The following is a 17,890-nucleotide window of genomic DNA, read 5'->3' as shown; positions in this document are numbered from 1 at the left end:
CGCGCTCCCGGAACGCTCCCGGGAAAGAACGCCGCGTTCGCTCGACTGACCACAAAATGATTTTTTGGTCTTGTCGCAGTTTCACGAAATCGGCCTTTCCACGAATTTGCCGATTCGACTAAAGTCTCCGCGTGTTCACCCATTCCAGTGGTGAACAAAGGAAACCGGCAAAGGTTCCCGCAAGTGGGCAGGATGGCCCTCTTTTCTTTGCCAAGGACCTTGGACCCTCACAGGGCGTGATCACGCGCAGCCACGGAAGGAGCGTTTTGCGATGTTGTTGGATCGAATCGAAATCGACAATCATGGCCCGTTAAACCGGGTGGAACTTGGACCGCTGTCTCATCACTTGAATGTGGTGCTCGGCCCGATCGGATCCGGCAAAACCGCGATCAGCCGCTTCATTCGCGACTCACTCGTTTCGCGACAATACCCCAATGGAATGCTCAGTGGTTCGACCGGACGAGTTGTTTGGGTCGACAACAATGGCTGGGTTCACTGCCGCCGCGAAGCAGACGGCACTTCCAATGGCCGCCGCACCGTGGAATTCGAACCACGCAGCGAAACGACCGCCGCATGGGAAGGCTATCACGACGGATGGTTCGGCAACCAAGACGATGTTGTCCCGACCAAAAACAGCACAACCATGGCGGCACGTGCTCTCCGCAGCGTGCAAATGCCTGAATCAATCGTGGATGGTGTGATGGTCGACACGACTGTCACCAGCGTTTCCCGCGTGGTCGCCGCATGCATTCAATCGGGACTTGATCGCGAAGGATTCGCCGCCCTGCCGTACGAATCCGAAACGGCTCGTTACACGCACAATCACCACGCCTACAGCAATTCGGTTCAGTCGGGCGAATCCGTTCATTCATTCACCGAATCGGACGACCGACGCCGCCGAGCCCTGCGTTCGGAATTGGCCGACGTTGAAGCTCAGCTAGCCGCGTTGCCAAGCCAAGACTTAGAAGCATCCGACCGGTACGGAAGCACATGGGACGAAAGCTCCCAGTGGAACGAAGCCAACTTACGTGCCGAGCAAATCCAACGCGAACTTGCTGACATCCATCGTCAACGCGGGGAATGTGTGCGGCTTCGCGATTCGTTGACCGCTCGTCGCAGCGTCATCTTAGCCCATCGTTCACGTGCCGCTCGCTACGAGAGCGTTCATGCGGAGCGACATCGTCAGCACACCCAACGTTTGCACGAACTACACACGCAAGCCGACTCGTTGCGAGCTCGTGCGTCCGGTTTGAAACGGTGGATCGCCGACCTGGATGCAAAAGCCTACTCGGCCCCCGGTTCCACGACGCGGCCCTACGCTTATGGCATCGATCCCCTGGCATACGGCACCACTCATCGCGATCACTACACCGGCAGCGGCTACCTAACGACCGACCTGCGATACGCGGCGAAGTTGTCGGCAAATGAACTGCGAGACCAACTGCGTCTGGCTGATTCGGAGATCATTCAACTGCGTCGCACATTGGCCGAAATCCGTGGCCTTCGCGATTCGATTGCCAACGCTCGCCAACATGCTTATTCCGTCGATGTCGATGGCATCAGCAACCGCCGCTACGACCATTTCATCAATGCGATTGATCACTACTCAGTCGATCACGCGTGGGACGATTTCTATCGCGACGCGTATCGTCCGCTGCACCAGATCGATGACATCGACCTGCGAATCAACTCGGCGACACAACAAATCGATTGGTTGCTGAATCGAATTGAACGAGAAACTGCTGCCACTGCTGCGGGCTCAGTTGATCCGGTCACCTTCGAACCATTGCGTGGTGCTTGGAACCGACAAAGCTCGCTCGCGTCGACTCTCCGTCAAATCCGTACCGAACTTCGCCGTTCGCCGTACGTGGTTGGCGATCACGTCGACAACGTCACACGTCAACTCGCGGACACTCTGGACCAACTTCTTCGCGATCGAGCACGCATCGTCGAAGAACTCGCCGCGTCACGAAGCGAACTGCACGACTTTGTGACCATCACGGGTCACCATCCCGATTGGATGGCCGAACGTGGTGCTCGTTTAAGCGAACTGCATCAGACCGAGACACAACTGCGAAGCGTGCTGGACGAATCCGCTCGTGTTCGCCGCAGCCTTCGAACGCTGCCAATCGTCGATGCCGACTACCCAATCGGAATGCCCGAAACGGCGTTTGACTTGGCAGCCGTCGACGATCGACTGCGTCAAATCGATCGAGAACTGCAAGCACTTGCAACTCGCCAGCATGAATTGGAGTTGACCCCCGTTCCGCATCCGATTCGCCCCGCTGCTCGTCCAGTGGTCCGAAACTCGCGTCGTACTGAATTGCTTCGTCGTCGAGACGAGCTGATCACTGAACTGAATCGATACCGTCCGGCCACACGTGCCGAATCGTCACTGGTGGAACTGGCCAGTCGTTGGTTGGTTCGCTTGTCCGGCGGACGTCATCGCCGAGTGACCTGGACCACTTCCGCTGTCAATGTGGACCCACACACGTTGCAGCGAAGTGAAGCTGAACATCGCTTCACCAACACTCGATCGATCGCTGCGGGACGCCAAGTCCACGTCCGAATCGATGACCAAGACGAAATGAGTCTGCCTGGTGTCACTCGTGCCATCGCAGCAATGGCCGTTCGCATGGCTGCCGGCGAATTGATGGATCGCACCGGACGCTCGGTTCCATTGATCCTTGAAACTCATCGCGAACTATTCACGGCGGTCGATAGCAGAACTGACCTCCACGGCTTGAACGATGCATTCCGTCCTTGGACCGCTGAAGGTGTCACCGGCGATGCAATCGCATCGGCTTTGTCCGACTACGCATCGCCTGGCCGCCAAATTGTGCTGTTGACCAGCCACGAGCCACTCGCTTCGTCGCTTTCCCGCAGCGGTGCACGAACCTTCCGATTGCACGCGTCGCGAATCGTCCACGCTCACCAACCTGTTTGGCGAAACGGCCGTCGCCACGATCGCTACGTCGGTCCTCATGGACTGGACAACCAAACCGAACTCGGAACCGGCGAACGTTCACGATGGTTCAATGGTGCCTCCGCGGACGTCAACCACGAATTCGAAGCCGCTTACCGCGAAACGGCAGGACTCGATGAAGACCAATGGGTGGGCGGTCCAACCGCAATCCATGGTTCGACAACGGGTCCCGTGCAACACGCCGTCTATCCGGCCGCTTCGGTTCACGCCGACGCGAACGGAGCCACCCACAATGGTTTCGTCCCCAGTCATCCCGCATCCGCCACCGATCACGCTCCTTCGGGAACCGCTTATCGCGACGGGTACTACTACGCTGACCAAACCACTTCGACGATTCCTGTCGCCACCAACGCGACCACCGAACATGGTGTTGTCGCAAATGGGCACACGAGCGAATCGGAAGTGAACGAGACACCGTTCTTCTTGACCGTTGACAGCCCCATTGACTCGGCACCTTCGATCGATGGTGTCGCAGCGGCACGTCTCCGCCGAATCGGGATCTCGCACATCACTCACTTGATGAGCCAAGACAGCAACCGATTGGCCGATACTCTGGGATTGGCGGGTGTCGACGCTCGCACGATCCGCCGTTGGCAATCGGAATGTCGCTTGATGTGCCGAGTCCCACAACTGCGTGGCTTTGACGCTCGCGTTTTGGTCGGCTGTGGCGTCACCGATCCAGCCCAATTGGCAGCGATTCACCCCAGCGATTTGCTGGACCAAGTCAAAACGTTCCTGGCAACCGAACGCGGCCAGCGAATTCTGCTCAGCGGATCGAGCTACGAACTTTCCCGCATCACCAGCTGGATTGCATCGGCCAACCAAACCGCTCACGTACGAACTCGCACCCGCACCGTCAACGGTCGCACGTTGAACGGCCGCTCGCGAAGCACTCGTTCGCTCAATGGCACCTCCGTCAACGGACGCCACGTGATCGATCATGACTTGGACCTTCGTGACGACTACGACGACGATGCATTTGACCAAGAACGATACGAAGTCGAAGCAGCCCGTCGCGGTCGCCAACTGGCCAACGAGATGCAATCGCTTCGTGAAAGCAAACGCGGCGAAGGCGAACGAACTCGCACTCGCACCCTGCGAAGCCGCAGCAGCGAGAGCGGACGATCGAGCCGCACTCGCACATCGAGTCGCAGCTCGTCCAGCACCCGCACTCGAAATGGTTCGTCGTCCGGCAATGGTTCCGGGAACGGTAACGGCTACGGCAACGGAAGCGGATCCGGCAACGGTTCAGGCATTGGCAATGGATCGGGCAATGGCAACGGTTCAGGCACCGGGCGAGCCAACCGCTCGCAAGGCGTCGTGTCGATGCGAGACCACGAATCCAACCGCGGACAACGAAGCTCGCGGACCGAACGTGACTCGCGCAGTGAACGTGAACCGCGTGCCGAACGTGAAGCACGTGGTGAACGAGAATCGCGAAGCAATCGCTACGAGCGAGGTGAACGCGAAGAACGTTCGAGCGATCGCGATTCCAGCAAAACAACTGAACTGCGTTTCTACTTGGAACGAGCCAGCGACGTTGTCGACGCTCCCTCGATCGGTCCTCGTATGGCTGAGCGTTTGAATGAGATTGGCATTTACACCGTCGATGATTTGCTGAAATCAAATCCTGAAAAGGTTGCCGAGCAGCTCAACCACCGCCGAGTCGAAGCGGAAACCGTGCTGGCGTGGCAACAACAAACCACGTTGGTATGCCGCGTCCCGATGATGCGAGGCCATGACGCTCAGTTTTTGGTTGCCGCCGGAGTCACATCCGCCGAGGAATTGGCCGAGCAGAATCCTGTGACACTGTTTGGCGAGGTCGACGCGATCGCACATTCGCGGGAAGGAAAGCGAATCGCTCGGGGCGGCAAGCTTCCGGACCTGGAAGAAGTCACTGAATGGGTGACCTACGCTGCCCAACACCGATCGTTGCAAGCCGCCTAAACCGGCCCCGATTGACTTTGGCCCCCGTTTTCGGACTCGATTTCGGGGGCCGGCCAAGGAAAGTAGCCGATTGTGACAGGACATCGGCCAACCGCTGGACTTACGACTTGCCAGCAAATCAAACTGTCGATAACCTGTTCGACTTGACCATCCGAATTCCCCCTCGATTTTGACACATTTCGCCATGACCATGGATCGCAGCCTCAAGGTGCAAGCCGGGGCCATTAAGAGTCGCAACGTCCTGACGCGTGCTGAACGTGTCGAGCGTATGAAGGATCTCGACAAATTCAACGAAGAGTCGAGCATCATTGGCATGCCGAAGACGCGTGTACTCAAAGTCTCGCTGAAGAAGAAAAAGAAGGTCAAAAAGGCCGACGAAGCCGACGACAAGAAGAAGAAGTAGTCGCGGCCGGAGCATTTCGCTCCTTCCCAGCAAATACAACAAAAGGCGATTCACCCAGCGGTGTGTCGCCTTTTTGCGTTGAAATCGGGCATCCGACGCGAAGCCGTCCTGATTCTGCGGTTCTGATCCGGCGGTTCGCGGATCGAGTGAGCGTTTCAACCCGGATTCCGCCAATTGGCCCACCCCTCACCGCGATACGCTCCAAATGGATTGCCTTTTTGAGCGGATGGGCCCGATGTGGGGCATTTGTTGCCAAATCACCCTCCCGAGCGGTTCGAAAGCTAGCTAGCATGGTCCGCAAACAGCCGCCCATTCCGGGAGTCTCGCTTCCGTTTGGGCCATGAATTCCAATTCACCCTGGTTTTGACGATGTCGACTTCCGAAGCACCCGCACCACCTGAATCCGCGAAACGCGACAAGCTGGTTTGCGATGAGTCCAACGACTACGGTTCGGGAGCCGTCCCGACCGAAGCAATGGCCGTCGGCGAAACCGGAATCGATCCTCAACGGCTCCCGCGCCCCGAAGAGACTCAGCCGCTGCGAATCATGTGGCAGTACGTGATCGTGCTGTCGCTGGTCCACTTGGTCGCGTTGGCCGCGTTTGTCCCAGCGTGGTTTTCGTATCTGTTCACTTGGTCGGGACTGATCGCCGGAATCGCCGGGCACTTTATCTTCGGCATGTTCGGCATCACGATTGGCTATCACCGGCTGCTCACCCACCGCGGATTCAAATGCCCCAAGTGGATGGAACACACGCTCGCGATCTTGGGCATGTGCAACCTGCAGGACAGCCCCGCTCGATGGGTCGCTATTCACCGAATGCACCATCAACACAGCGACCACCAACCTGACCCACACTCGCCGCTGGTCAATTTCCTGTGGGGTCACATGGGATGGGTCGTTTGCCGCCACAAGGATCTGGATAAAACCAGCCACTATGAACGTTACGTTCGCGACTTGCTGCGAGACCGCTTCTATCTGAAGCTGGAACGCAAAGACGGATGGTTCTTCGTCTTCCTGATCCACGGAATCATCATCTCGCTGATCGGTGGAGCGGTCGGTTATGCGGTCAGCGGTGGCGATTGGGCGGTTGCCTATCGCTATCTGTTGTCATGGACCGTTTGGGCCGTTGCCATCCGAACCGTCTTTGTGCTGCACGGGACTTGGTCGGTCAACTCACTCAGCCACGTGTTCGGTTACCGCAACTACGACACTCGCGATCACAGCACCAACAACTGGTTGGTGGCTTTGATCAGCCACGGCGAAGGTTGGCACAACAATCATCACGCGACCCCACGCTCGGCTCGCCACGGACACAAGTGGTACGAGTTTGACATGTCCTGGGGAATCATCCGCGTCTGGGAGATGATGGGACTGATCACCGACGTCCAACGTCCCACCAAGGCCAGCGTCGCTGGGAAGTAGCAATCCGATTGGCGAGCCCGCGGGATTGGTTCGACTGATTTGACTTGTGTGTGCGATCGTCTCGGTGGGGGACCACCGAGCGACAGGTTGGTTCGCCACCGCCTCCCGTAGGCCAGGTTATCACCTGGCGCCCGTGCCGATGCTTTGGAACAAAGCGAGGCCTCCCAGCAAACAACTAACCACGCCGGGCCATCTAGATCAACTCGCGTCGCGTGCATGGCGATCGTCTCGGTGGGGGACCACCGAGCGACAGGTAGATTGGGCATCCGTAGGAATTCTTGGCGAATCCGACGACGCGTTTTTGCGGCGACGAACCTTTCAGCTGACGCTCATCAACCATTGCCACTCGGTCCATTGGACCTGTTGGCAAGCCTCGACGTCTTCGCCCGTTCGCACAGCGTTTGCGACGCGATCGACAAACTCATCCGCATCAGAATGCAGTTCCGGGTACATGCCCGACAGATCGCTCAGGATCGAATGCCTGCCGACTCGGTGAAACCAATACTTGGCGTTGCCAAAATCGCCTTCGCGGCGATGCATGATGCCGTGCCAGAAACTTCCCTCCGACGAGCTTTCGTCTTGGCTGATCGTGTGCGACCGATCCAAATCCCCGGCCAGCAACCACAAACCGCTTCGCTGGAGCGGCGTGAAAGATTTCGCCGAATCACTTTTCAGCAACTCAGCCAATTCGCGATTGGCCGGACCGTCGCCCAACCCAGGCATTTCCGCGGCCTGAATGGCCTGGATCCACGGTTGAGCCACGGAAGCGTCCAAATCGGTCAACCAGGACGGCAAGTCGCTCGAATTCGATGCGGCAGAAGACGTGCAATCGTCAAAGTTGGGCATAGTCTCGAAGCTTGTCGGTGGATTGTGCTGGGACAGAACGTGGGAAGGCTACCGAGTGGCCCTCCCGATTGCTAGACTGCGGGACGCCTTTGGCGCGATTGCCATTTCACTCTTTCTCAGATCCCCCCTGACTGTCCATGAGCAGCGGCGAACCATCCACCGACGCAACGGCCGAAACCCCAACTTCGGACGCCCCCGCCCCGGAAGCCTCGGCGGAGGCCACTCAGGCCTCGCAAGAATCGGCTCCGGCTGAATCGGCGTCGCCAGCCCCCGCGGAGCAGGCCAAACCGAGCAGCCCCAAACCGACCGGGCCAAAGAAAAACAAGGCTCCGCTGCCGCGAATTGGCGGCGGTCCTCTGGCAGCTCGCGGCCAAGGAGTTGCCAAACCGGTTTCCCCCGCAGCGGTTTCGACGGAGCAGCTCGAGGGCGGCAAGGTCAAACACAAACCGAAACGCGGCGGCAAACAGGGCGAAGGCAAATCCGGCGGCAAAGACGCCCCGTTGCCTCGTTTGGCCGGCGAAAAACCTCGCGACAAAGGCGACAAGCCTTACGTTCCGCAACAAAAAAAGACGGCGGTTCCCAACGTTCGCGACCAACTGAGCGAAGATCTGCAAGCGGAGCTGGAAGCCACGTTGGCGGAAGCCGATTTGGACACGATCCTCGGCGGAAACGCTGGGTTGCCTGATCGCCGCGAACCGCTCGGCGAAGGTGCTCGCGTTCACGCTCAAGTGATCAAGATCCACCAAGACAACGTGTTCGTCAGCTTGGGCGGTCCCGATGAAGGCACTGTTCCGTTCGAACAATTCACCGAAGAAGAACCCACGCCCGGCCAATCGATCGAAGTCATCGTTCGCGGCATCAATTCCGAGGACGGACTGTTCTCGTGCAGCCTGCCTGGCAAAGCGACCGAAGTCTCGGACTGGGACGACATCGACGAAGGCAGCGTTGTCGAAGCCACCATCACCGGCCACAACAACGGTGGTTTGGAATGCAAAGTCGGCAGCGTTCGTGGCTTCATGCCGATCAGCCAAATCTCGGAATACCGAGTCGAAGACTGCAGCGAATTCGTCGACCAAAAAATGGTCTGCTTGGTCACCGAAGCCAACGCTCGCCGTGGCAACCTGGTCCTTTCGCGACGTGCGATTTTGGAACGTGAACGCGAAGTCAAACGCCAAGAACAACTCGAGAAGATCGAACCAGGCGACATCCTCGAAGGTGTCGTCCGAAGCGTTCGCGACTTTGGTGCATTCGTCGATGTCGGTGGACTCGATGGTCTGATCCACGTTAGCAAACTCAGCTGGGAACGGATCAAACATCCAAGCGAAGTGATCGAAGAAGGCCAGAACGTCAAGGTTCGCGTCGACAAGATCGACAAGCAAACCGGCAAGATGTCGCTGACCTATCGTGATTTGCTCGAGAACCCATGGGATTCGGCCGAGTCGATGTTCGCCGTCGGTTCAGTCCACAAGGGCGAAGTCACTCGTACCGCCGAGTTCGGTGCTTTCGTTCGATTGACCGCCGGTGTCGAAGGCCTTTGTCACATCAGCGAATTGGCGACGCACCGCGTGTCTCGCGTCAGCTCGGTGGTCAACGTCGGCGATGAAGTCGACGTGAAGATCATGAGCTTCGATCGTGATTCGCAGAAGGTCGGGTTGTCGATCAAAGCCGCTCATGCCAAACCGGCAGCGGAAGGCGAGAAGCAGGTCGAAGAAGAAGTCGAGCCACCACGTGAATTGGCGGTCAAGGCTTCGCACTCCGGGCCACTCAAAGGCGGCAACGACCGTCCGAGCGGCGGCGAGAAATTCGGCCTCCGCTGGTAGGTCTCTTCCGGGCGTTGTTCGAAAGGGGTTCCACCTCATTTCTGGACAAGGCCCAGCAGGATTTTGCTGCACGGCATTTGGGATGACGTGCAGATTGGGTACGACCTTCTCCGCAAGGACTCCGTGTGCGTTTTTTGTTTCTCGGCGATGTCGTAGGCAAACCCGGCTATTCCGGGGTGCTTGCGCGGACCGCAGAACTACGCAAACAACATCGACTCGATGCCGTGGTCGTCAACGCGGAAAACGCGGCCGACGGCGCGGGCCTGATGCCTCGCCAGTACCGACGTTTGATCGAAGCTGGTGTGGACGCGATGACGATGGGCGATCATTTGTATCGTCGCAAAGAAATCATTCCGATCCTGCAATCGAGTCAGCGGATTGTCCGTCCGGCCAACTTCCCGGAAAGCTCATCCGGCCGAACCTGGACCGTGGTCCAAACCTCCGGCGGCAAGCTGGGCGTGATCTCGTTGCTGGGCCGAGTCTTCATGCGTCCGGTCGACTGCCCATTCGCGGCGGTCGACACGGCCCTCAGCGAAATGGAAGCCGAGAACCCACGTTGCATCTTGGTCGATGTGCACGCCGAAGCGACCAGCGACAAACAGGTTCTGGGCCGCTATTTGGACGGCCGAGTCACCGCGGTGTTGGGCACACACACGCATGTCCCAACCGCGGACAGTTGCGTTCTTCCGGGCGGCACCGCGTTCCAGTGCGATGTTGGAATGAGCGGACCGTACGACAGCATCATCGGTCGAGATATCAAACGCGTGACCAACGCGACGATCAGCTTTGAGCCGTCTCATTTCCACGTTGCGACACGAGACGTCAGGTTGTGCGGGGCGATCATCGAAGCCGACGGCGAAGGCAAAGCGATCTCAATCGAACGCTTCGAAGATCGAATCGAAACGCAGTGAATTTGCAGCACGGTGGTCCTCCACCGTGATTCACAAAATTCTGATCAGTGCGCGTCTCGGTGGGGGACCACCGAGCTACAGGTTGACCAACCGTAGGTCAGGTCTCACCTGACGTCCCAACCGATGCTTTGGAACAAAGCGAGGAGTCAGCGAAATAGAATCTCGTGTTGGATGGTGCTCGTCTCGGTGGGGGACCACCGAGCTACAGGTTGACCAACCGTAGGTCAGGTCTCACCTGACATCCCAACCGATGCTTTGAAACAAAGCGAGGAGTCAGCGAAATAGAATCTCGTGTTGGATGGTGCTCGTCTCGGTGGAGGACCACCGAGCTACAGATCGGCCAACCGTAGGTCAGGTCTCACCTGACATCCCAACCGATGCTTTGGAACAAAGCGAGGAGTCAGCGAAATAGAATCTCGTGCTGGATAGCGCTCGTCTCGGTGGGGGACCACCGAGCTACAGGTTGTGTCAACCGTAGGTCAGGTCTCACCTGACGTCCCAACCGATGCTTTGGAACAAAGCGAGGAGTCAGCGAAATAGAATCTCGTGCTGGATAGCGCTCGTCTCGGTGGGGGACCACCGAGCTACAGGTTGTGTCAACCGTAGGTCAGGTCTCACCTGACGTCCCAACCGATGCTTTGGAACAAAGCGAGGAGTCCCACAATCACCCTCCAACGCATGGCGACCGTTTCTGGCCCCCAACAAACGCTGCTGCCACCGCAACGTCCATCTCGAAATCAACACGTTACTCCAACTTCAACCACTTAATGCAGCATCGACTGAAGGGTCTTCGGTCCCAGCTAGGCAGCCGCTTCCAACGCGATATCGCCGCCCGTGAAGGATGCAATCGATAGGGTGCGATCTCGATTTTCGACAGCCAGATCGATTTCTTCGAGCATGCTCTTTCGTGACAATGCCACAGGTTTTCGCGAGACCTTGTTCTCACGCCGAACATCCGATGATGCGACAGATCTCAAATTTGATCGATCAAACGCAGATGCCTCCACGGCGATTTGCCGCATGATGTCAAACGAGTGTCCAGCGGCGGCAGCCTTGGCTTGCTTGCGTGCGATGCTCAATCGCGTTTCCGATGCAGCCAGCAAATCATTGATGATTGTCAGACGTTCGCCGTAGAATGCCTTGGAGCTAGCAACCTTGCTTTCCAAGGTCTTAATCTTCTCGCTCTGCCTTGCTTTCTCAGCATCAATGGCAGCGTTAAGCTTCGAGACATCGCCGGCTGCTTTATCGCCGACAGCTTCTTTCAAATCACTTTGCAGAGCCGAATTTCCAAAATCGCTGGTGGAGTCACGACGCAGTTCTTGAATGTCCTTCTCCCAAACCTTGCACCACCAAAGCGAACGCTTGACCAGATCACGGACTTTGTCCAAGTCGTAAATCGTGATGTCAGAACTCTTGATCAGTCGTGCTGGACCATCTTCCATCTGACGCCGAATTGTGTCGCCATCCTGGTGCAATCCAGGGCCAAGCAATTTCTTTTTGTACCTTTCGATTGCCGCGTCGATCCCCAGGCGGCCTGTCAGTGGTTGAAAGTTTGGATCTTTTCCGAGAAGCAAATCGGTGATTCCCGCGACCATCCCTGCCAGTGCATTGAGCGCACCGAGTGACTTTTTCAGCACTTTCATCGGGCTGGTGGTGGCGTGCATCACAATGCCACCGAAGGCCAGTGAAAGCGTTGTCTTGACGACTCGCCAAAGTCCACCGGCTACCAGCAGTTTGTTCTCCAAACTGCTTTGCGGTCCGTTCGCTGCCGCGTCATCATAAATGTTGTTGATCAAATCGGCTTTGGCCGCGTACTCGCCAAAGTACTTGTTTTGAAACAGCTTGTCCGACGCAGAATTGCCGATCCCCTGAACGATAAGAAATGCCCTGCGAAGGTTCCCTATGTTTCGATCCGACGCAATCTTCTGATACTTCTCTTTCAAGAACTGAAGGCCGTTCCAAAAGTCATCGTTGGTCAACGTCGACAGCATTCGAGTTCGATCAGCATCGCTGACGACATCGGCGAATCGATGACTCGCCGCAGCAATTGGAAACTTTGTGGCAGGAAGAGCAGGATTAGCCGCAGCGAGCTGGTGGAAATTTGGAGACGCAGCAGCTTGAGACGCGTGTGGTCCAGGCCGATTGTGTGATTGAAAACAGCTCAGCCACATCCCCCGAAATTCCTGGTACTCGGACTCGGTCAGTGACTGGACCCACACAAAGTTGAATTTGCCGTAGGCCCAGTCGACTTCACGCAGCCGCGTGAAGCTCGATCCAAAGTTCGTGCCAATTTCTTGGATCAGTCGATCCAAAGCAACCAATTTCGGTTTGTTAGCGCCCTTGAACGGATTGACGTTCCGTTTGACGACTTCCCACATGCGATCGAAATTCATGAGCCGATGACCGTCGAAGGCGATAGAAACTGACCAAAACCTTGCCGGTATTATCGGTTGTGCGGCTCGTTTCGTTGAACCGAATGTTCCGCATTGCTACGGCGATAGCGTATCCGGAGCCAATTCGCTCGGCCGCCGTCCGAATTCTGGCGAATCCGGCAACGCGAGACGATTCAGCCATCGACCGACCGAGACCTGAATCAGTCCGGAGTATCCAAGTAGGGATCCTGGCCGATTTCACGCTGCATTTTCTTCCGTTCTTTCTCGTGATGCATCAACACCATTCGATCACGGAAGTGACGACGCTCGACTTTGCGTTGCGCCTTGTGGAACATGGCTGCCAAGCGATCGACACTACCGCTGGTCGCTTCACCACGCTTCTTCAGCTTCTCGTACTTAATCGCCCCGTAGCCACCTTTGAGAATATCATCGTCCAGCGACAAGTATTGACGGTAGGATCCGCGGTCACCTTGGCGGCCACAACGACCGATTAACTGGCGGTCAATCCGTGCCGCATCGTGAAGCTCGGTACAAATCACATGCATCCCGCCGATTTGCTCAACGTCGTTGGAAAGCTTGATGTCAGTACCACGTCCCGCCATGTTGGTCGCAACGGTCACTTTGCCACGACCACCCGCCTCGGCCACGATTTCAGCTTCGCGTTCCACGTTGTTCGCGTTCAAGACCTCGTGTTCGATGCCCAGATCATCCAACAATTTCGACAGCAGAACGCTTTTGTCGATCGAGCGAGTTCCGACCAAAACCGGTCGCCCGGTCGCGTGAATTTCCTCGACCTCTTTCGCGATCGCTTCGAACTTTGAAGTGAGCGTTCCAAACACGCGAGACGGCAACTGGATGCGTTGCGGCGGCCGGTTGGTTGGAACGCGAACGACTGGGGTACGATAGATTTTCCGAAGTTCGCCGGCACTGGTCGCCGCCGTACCGGTCATCCCCGCCAAGTGCGGGTATCGCAGGAACAAATCCTGAACGGTGATCCGAGCGGCTTGCCCAGTCGGAACGCTGATTTCAACGCCCTCTTTGGCCTCAATGGATTGGTGAATGCCGTCTCGCCATTTACGCCCTTCGGCCAGACGTCCCGTGAACTCATCGACGATCACAATCTCGTCGACATTGGGATCCTTCTCGCTCGGACGAATCACGTACTGGCGATCCAACAGAAATTCGCGATGTGTTTTGATGGATCGTTCGATGTACTCGTACATATCAACCAAACCCATCGTGCGAACCAGATCGCTCTTTGGCAACGCTCGAACCTTGCTTCGTCCGCGGGCGGTCAATTCGTAACGTTTGGTTTCGTCGTCGATTTCAAAGTGTTCGTCGAGTTCAAACAGCGGAGCGTTCTCCGCCGCCCACTTGTAGGTTTCGATAATCTGATCGCGAACGGTGTCTTCGATGCTGCCGATGATCAACGGCGTACGAGCTTCATCGATGAGAATACTGTCGGCCTCGTCGACCAAGCAGAAGTGCATCCCTCGCATCACGACTTGGTCGCCCGAGTTGCTGAAACCGCCGTCGCCGGAGCCCAGCATTTCGGTTTGCATTCGGTTTTGGGCCCGCAACAACAAACGGTCACGCAAAAAGTCGAAACCGAATTCCTTTGCCGTTCCATAGGTGATCGCAGCGCCGTAACTTTTGCGGCGGCCGCCCTGGTCATCTTCGGTTTGAATGATGCCGACGGAAACGCCCAGCATTTCAAACAGCGGCATCATCCACTCGGCATCTCGTTTGGCCAAGTAATCGTTGACCGTCGCCAGGTGAGCACCTTTGCCAACCAGGCTGTGCAAGTACAGCGGCAGCGTCGCGGTTAGCGTTTTACCTTCACCGGTTTGCATTTCGGTGATGTGGCCTTCGAACAAAGCGATGCCACCAAGAATCTGTACATCATAATGACGCATCGACAAACTACGCCGGCCTGCTTCGCGACAAAGCGCGTAGGCTTCGGGCAACAGTTCGGAGAGTTTCTCACCCGCCATCGCGCGATAACGAAGAGCCAAACTACGTTTTCGAATCGTTTGGTCGTCTTCCGCCTGCAAGGTTGATTCGAGAGCGTTGACGCGGGCCAATTGGCGTTGCCAACGGACCATTCTCGGACGCCAGTTCGAAGCCTTGGTCCACTTCTTCTTGTTCGCCGAAGGGTCGCTGGATCGACGCACGACTGCCTGCGCGGTCGTTTCGGCGTCGTTGCCAGCGTCTTCCAATGGCGCGTTGGGTGCCAATGGATCCAGCAAAGTGGCTTCGGAAAGGACGGGATCTGGCGGCGTCCAATTCGGGTCAGGACCGGTTTCCTCCGTCGAGGTGGAAGAAAGCGGGACGCCTGATGGATCCAATTCGTTTGGGTTGGTCGTTTCGCGAGCGGAAGATTCGGACATCGAGCGGGCCAACGGGAAGAAAAGCGATGCAAAGAATTACCATTTTTACGCACGAGAGCGCGCGTAGAGCGACCTCCAATCGCCGTGAAACACCATTTTATCTGACTTTGAGGAAAGATAGCGAACTTGTACCACAGGTGGGGTTCAAAACAGGCAATCTGCGTCGGCTGTTCCTAGGGTAGGGCTGGTTCTGAATGGTCCGCTGAATCTGGTCGAAACAGTTAACCAGATGAATCCCGTGTTCCCGGACTACACGAGAGTACCAATGGAAACGAAAAAAACGACGAAATGGAAGTTGCTCGCGTTGGCAGCAATGCTGTCAGCTGGATCTGCCTCGGCGGCCGATCAAGGCAACTCGAACATCAATCAGTACTACACCGGTGCTGCACCAGTGACCGCAGAGGAAGGCGAAATCGTTTATGACGATGTCGACTACTCCGCGGACAACATGGCGGCATCATTCTACGGCGACGAAGCTCAATCGCTTCAGCCTGTTGCATTTGTTGGCGACCATCAAGGAAGCAGCATTCCAACGCCTGCTCCTATGATGGACGATCCCTACGCCATGAGCACCGGCAGCGGATGCAGCACTGGCGATTGCGGCAACAGCTACGACATGGGCAGCTCCTACGAGATGGCCAGCAGCTGCGGATCGTCTTGCGGTGGAAACTGTGGCAAATGCCGCAAGCGTCCCATTCGTAAGATGATGCAAAAGCATGACATGTGGATGACAGCCGAAGCATTGCTGTGGTTCACACAAGCTCGCTCGAGCACACCTTTGATCACGCAAAACACGGCTGGTGCGGCTCCTGAATTGGATGTCCCCGGCACGACCACCGTGTTCGGTGGCGACGAATCTCTGGGCGGCGATCTGTCGGCTGGGTTCCGCCTCGACTTCGGTAAGAACCTCAGCGATGACTTCGGTGTCGGCGGCCGCTTCTGGTGGCTCAGCGAAAGCAGCGAAAGTGCCAGCTCAGGTGGAATCGTCGACGGTGCAGCCAACTCGTTTGGTCGCCCGTTCTACGACACCAACATCCCGTCGGATAACAGCATTCTGATTGCGAACACGGGAGTCGCCGGTAGCGATGACTTCGAAGGGTCGTTCTCAGCGGAAAGCTCGCTCGACATCTATGCCGCGGAAGCCTACGCTCGCATGAAAATGCTCAGCGGTTCAGGATTCCGTACTGACCTGATCGGTGGTTTCTCGCACTTTGGTATCGACGATACCTTGAGCGTGAACAGCACCAGCATTCAAACGACGGATGCCATAGCTGGCCTCGTCGGCGACCGAACTGACATCAGCGACCTGATCGAAACCGAAAACCGATTCTTCGGTGGTCAAATTGGTTTCGAAAGCCAAATCAATCGTGGCAAGTGGTCGTTCAAGACGTTGACCAAGGTTCACTTGGGCAACATGGAACAGATCTATCGTGGCACCGGCCTGCGTACGTTCACCAGCGGTGGCGTTCCAGCTGACTCGACCAACGGTGGTGTGCTCGCCTTGGGCGACACGTTCAACACGACCGCACTGGACGAAGACAAGTTCACCTTCGCACCTGAAGCCAACGTGAAGCTGGCTTATCAGTTCCGTCCGAACGTTTCGATGTCCGTCGGCTACAGCTTCATCTACTGGGATGACGTTTTGTTGGCAGGCGACAACATCAACAACGTTTACAACGGCGACGCGATCACATCGCCACCCGCCGCACTGGCTCAGCCAGCCTCAGAACGCAAGGACAGTTCCTTGTACACCCACGGCATCGACCTCGGTTGTGTCATCGACTTCTAAGCTGAACTCGGCAGGAGCTTCCAGTTCCTGATAGGCGGTAGGTTCTGCCGGGTGGACTCCGGTTTGATAACTGTCCGGGGTTCCAAGTCGGAGACTGCTCGGCGAAAGCGAATCGAGACGTGCGAGGATTTCTATCCTCGCACGTTTTTTTATGCGCTGACAACAAGAACGAGAAACCAAGATGCTGGCTTCGCCGACTGATCCGCATGATGCCAAGACCGGCGACGGCTTGCGATTAGTCGTCCAAATCGACGGTCACGTCGATGAAATCTTCTTCCGACAAGAACTGGATGCCTTCAAACTCGGCCCCGTGTTCGGTCGCGATTTTTGTGATCTGCCGATGTGCGGCAACCAATCGTTCTTCGTCGTTGCTGCCTTCCTGAAACACGAAGACGCCGAAACGTCCGTCCTCATCGGGATCTTCGTCCGCTTGACTGTTGTCAAACCCGCCGGTGACGAGTGCTTCTGCGAGCGATTGCATTTGTTCCAATGAATTCCCCATCAGCAGAAACACCCACGGCAGCACTTCGCCCGGGTTCAATCCACTGTCATTGAAATGCCGAAGTCGCCAAACGGCTTCATCCAAGCTCAACCAATCGAACAACTCGTCGTCATCGATCGCATCGAATACCTCGACACCCTCGTATTCGATGCCGGTCCGCCCAGCGATCTGCTGCATCTGGTCCGCGATCTTCTTCACTTCGCTGGGAACAAGAGCGCCTGTTTTGACGACGCTGAGCATTGGACGTCCGAGTGACAATCGACCTTGGCTATCGATTTCTTCGACCGCCTCTTCCAGTTCACATTGATAATCGTCAAGCGTATCGGCGATCGACTTCAATTGCCCAATATCAGATCCTCGAAGCGTGAAGGTCCAGTCCATGGGGATCGATAGATCAACTCCCAACTCGTCGACCAGATGCGAGAAAAGGGCGTCAATATCGAAAGCCAAATCAGGCTCGTTGGATGAATCATTCATG

Annotated in this window: 10 protein-coding genes; 6 read left to right on the top strand and 4 right to left on the bottom strand. The window is 56.7% G+C overall.

Features of this window, described 5'->3' with window-relative positions:
• Nucleotides 1-271 precede the first annotated feature (271 nt).
• From RB_RS03955 to RB_RS03945, 3 genes are all read left to right on the top strand, one after another.
• The gene (locus RB_RS03955) at nt 272-4,933 is read left to right on the top strand and encodes a DUF4332 domain-containing protein (protein WP_011118631.1); all 4,662 of its coding nucleotides are present in this window, start codon (nt 272-274) and stop codon (nt 4,931-4,933) included.
• A 184-nt stretch (nt 4,934-5,117) separates the two neighbouring features.
• Nucleotides 5,118-5,336: a small basic protein gene (locus RB_RS03950; protein WP_085978436.1), complete on the top strand. Its 219-nt coding sequence runs from the start codon at nt 5,118-5,120 to the stop codon at nt 5,334-5,336.
• 369 nt (nt 5,337-5,705) lie between these two features.
• Nucleotides 5,706-6,761 carry an acyl-CoA desaturase gene (locus tag RB_RS03945; protein ID WP_051156491.1) on the top strand — a complete coding sequence of 352 codons (1,056 nt, stop codon included), beginning with the start codon at nt 5,706-5,708 and terminating at the stop codon, nt 6,759-6,761.
• A 318-nt stretch (nt 6,762-7,079) separates the two neighbouring features.
• On the opposite strand, the gene RB_RS03940 is transcribed toward RB_RS03945, so the two are convergent.
• The gene (locus RB_RS03940; protein ID WP_164921483.1) at nt 7,080-7,607 is read right to left on the bottom strand and encodes a hypothetical protein; all 528 of its coding nucleotides are present in this window, start codon (nt 7,605-7,607) and stop codon (nt 7,080-7,082) included.
• Between the two features lie 137 nt (nt 7,608-7,744).
• Between RB_RS03940 and RB_RS03935 the strand changes: the two genes are divergently transcribed.
• On the top strand, nt 7,745-9,427 hold the full coding sequence (locus RB_RS03935) for a S1 RNA-binding domain-containing protein (protein ID WP_007326414.1): 1,683 nt from the start codon (nt 7,745-7,747) through the stop codon (nt 9,425-9,427).
• A 125-nt stretch (nt 9,428-9,552) separates the two neighbouring features.
• Nucleotides 9,553-10,338, top strand: coding sequence for a TIGR00282 family metallophosphoesterase (locus RB_RS03930; RefSeq protein WP_011118627.1), 786 nt, complete (start codon nt 9,553-9,555; stop codon nt 10,336-10,338).
• 800 nt (nt 10,339-11,138) lie between these two features.
• Here the strand turns inward: RB_RS03930 and RB_RS03925 are convergent.
• Both RB_RS03925 and RB_RS03920 read right to left on the bottom strand, forming a co-directional pair.
• Complete coding sequence (locus RB_RS03925) at nt 11,139-12,731, bottom strand: hypothetical protein (protein WP_011118622.1); 1,593 nt, start codon at nt 12,729-12,731, stop codon at nt 11,139-11,141.
• Nucleotides 12,732-12,931: 200 nt separating this feature from the next.
• Nucleotides 12,932-15,121, bottom strand: coding sequence for a preprotein translocase subunit SecA (locus RB_RS03920; RefSeq protein ID WP_007328238.1), 2,190 nt, complete (start codon nt 15,119-15,121; stop codon nt 12,932-12,934).
• Between the two features lie 265 nt (nt 15,122-15,386).
• On the opposite strand from RB_RS03920, the gene RB_RS03915 reads away from it, so the two are divergent.
• Entirely contained in the window at nt 15,387-16,910 is a 1,524-nt protein-coding gene (locus tag RB_RS03915; protein ID WP_164921482.1) for a BBP7 family outer membrane beta-barrel protein, read from the top strand.
• Nucleotides 16,911-17,145: 235 nt separating this feature from the next.
• Here RB_RS03915 and RB_RS03910 read toward each other — a convergent pair whose 3' ends face one another.
• Nucleotides 17,146-17,889, bottom strand: a complete 744-nt coding sequence (locus RB_RS03910) for a ribonuclease E inhibitor RraB (protein WP_011118617.1) — start codon at nt 17,887-17,889, stop codon at nt 17,146-17,148.
• Nucleotide 17,890: the final 1 nt, after the last annotated feature.

The organism is Rhodopirellula baltica SH 1 (genome assembly GCF_000196115.1).
GTDB classification, from domain to species: domain Bacteria; phylum Planctomycetota; class Planctomycetia; order Pirellulales; family Pirellulaceae; genus Rhodopirellula; species Rhodopirellula baltica.
This window is presented reverse-complemented; position numbering and strand designations above follow the sequence as displayed.

Coding starts and splice junctions, on each gene's coding strand:
- RB_RS03955 (WP_011118631.1), top strand. CDS start 272: ATGTTGTTGGATCGAATCGAAATCGACAATCATGGCCCGTTAAACCGG.
- RB_RS03950 (WP_085978436.1), top strand. CDS start 5,118: ATGACCATGGATCGCAGCCTCAAGGTGCAAGCCGGGGCCATTAAGAGT.
- RB_RS03945 (WP_051156491.1), top strand. CDS start 5,706: ATGTCGACTTCCGAAGCACCCGCACCACCTGAATCCGCGAAACGCGAC.
- RB_RS03940 (WP_164921483.1), bottom strand. CDS start 7,607: ATGCCCAACTTTGACGATTGCACGTCTTCTGCCGCATCGAATTCGAGC.
- RB_RS03935 (WP_007326414.1), top strand. CDS start 7,745: ATGAGCAGCGGCGAACCATCCACCGACGCAACGGCCGAAACCCCAACT.
- RB_RS03925 (WP_011118622.1), bottom strand. CDS start 12,731: ATGAATTTCGATCGCATGTGGGAAGTCGTCAAACGGAACGTCAATCCG.
- RB_RS03920 (WP_007328238.1), bottom strand. CDS start 15,121: ATGTCCGAATCTTCCGCTCGCGAAACGACCAACCCAAACGAATTGGAT.
- RB_RS03915 (WP_164921482.1), top strand. CDS start 15,387: ATGGAAACGAAAAAAACGACGAAATGGAAGTTGCTCGCGTTGGCAGCA.
- RB_RS03910 (WP_011118617.1), bottom strand. CDS start 17,889: ATGAATGATTCATCCAACGAGCCTGATTTGGCTTTCGATATTGACGCC.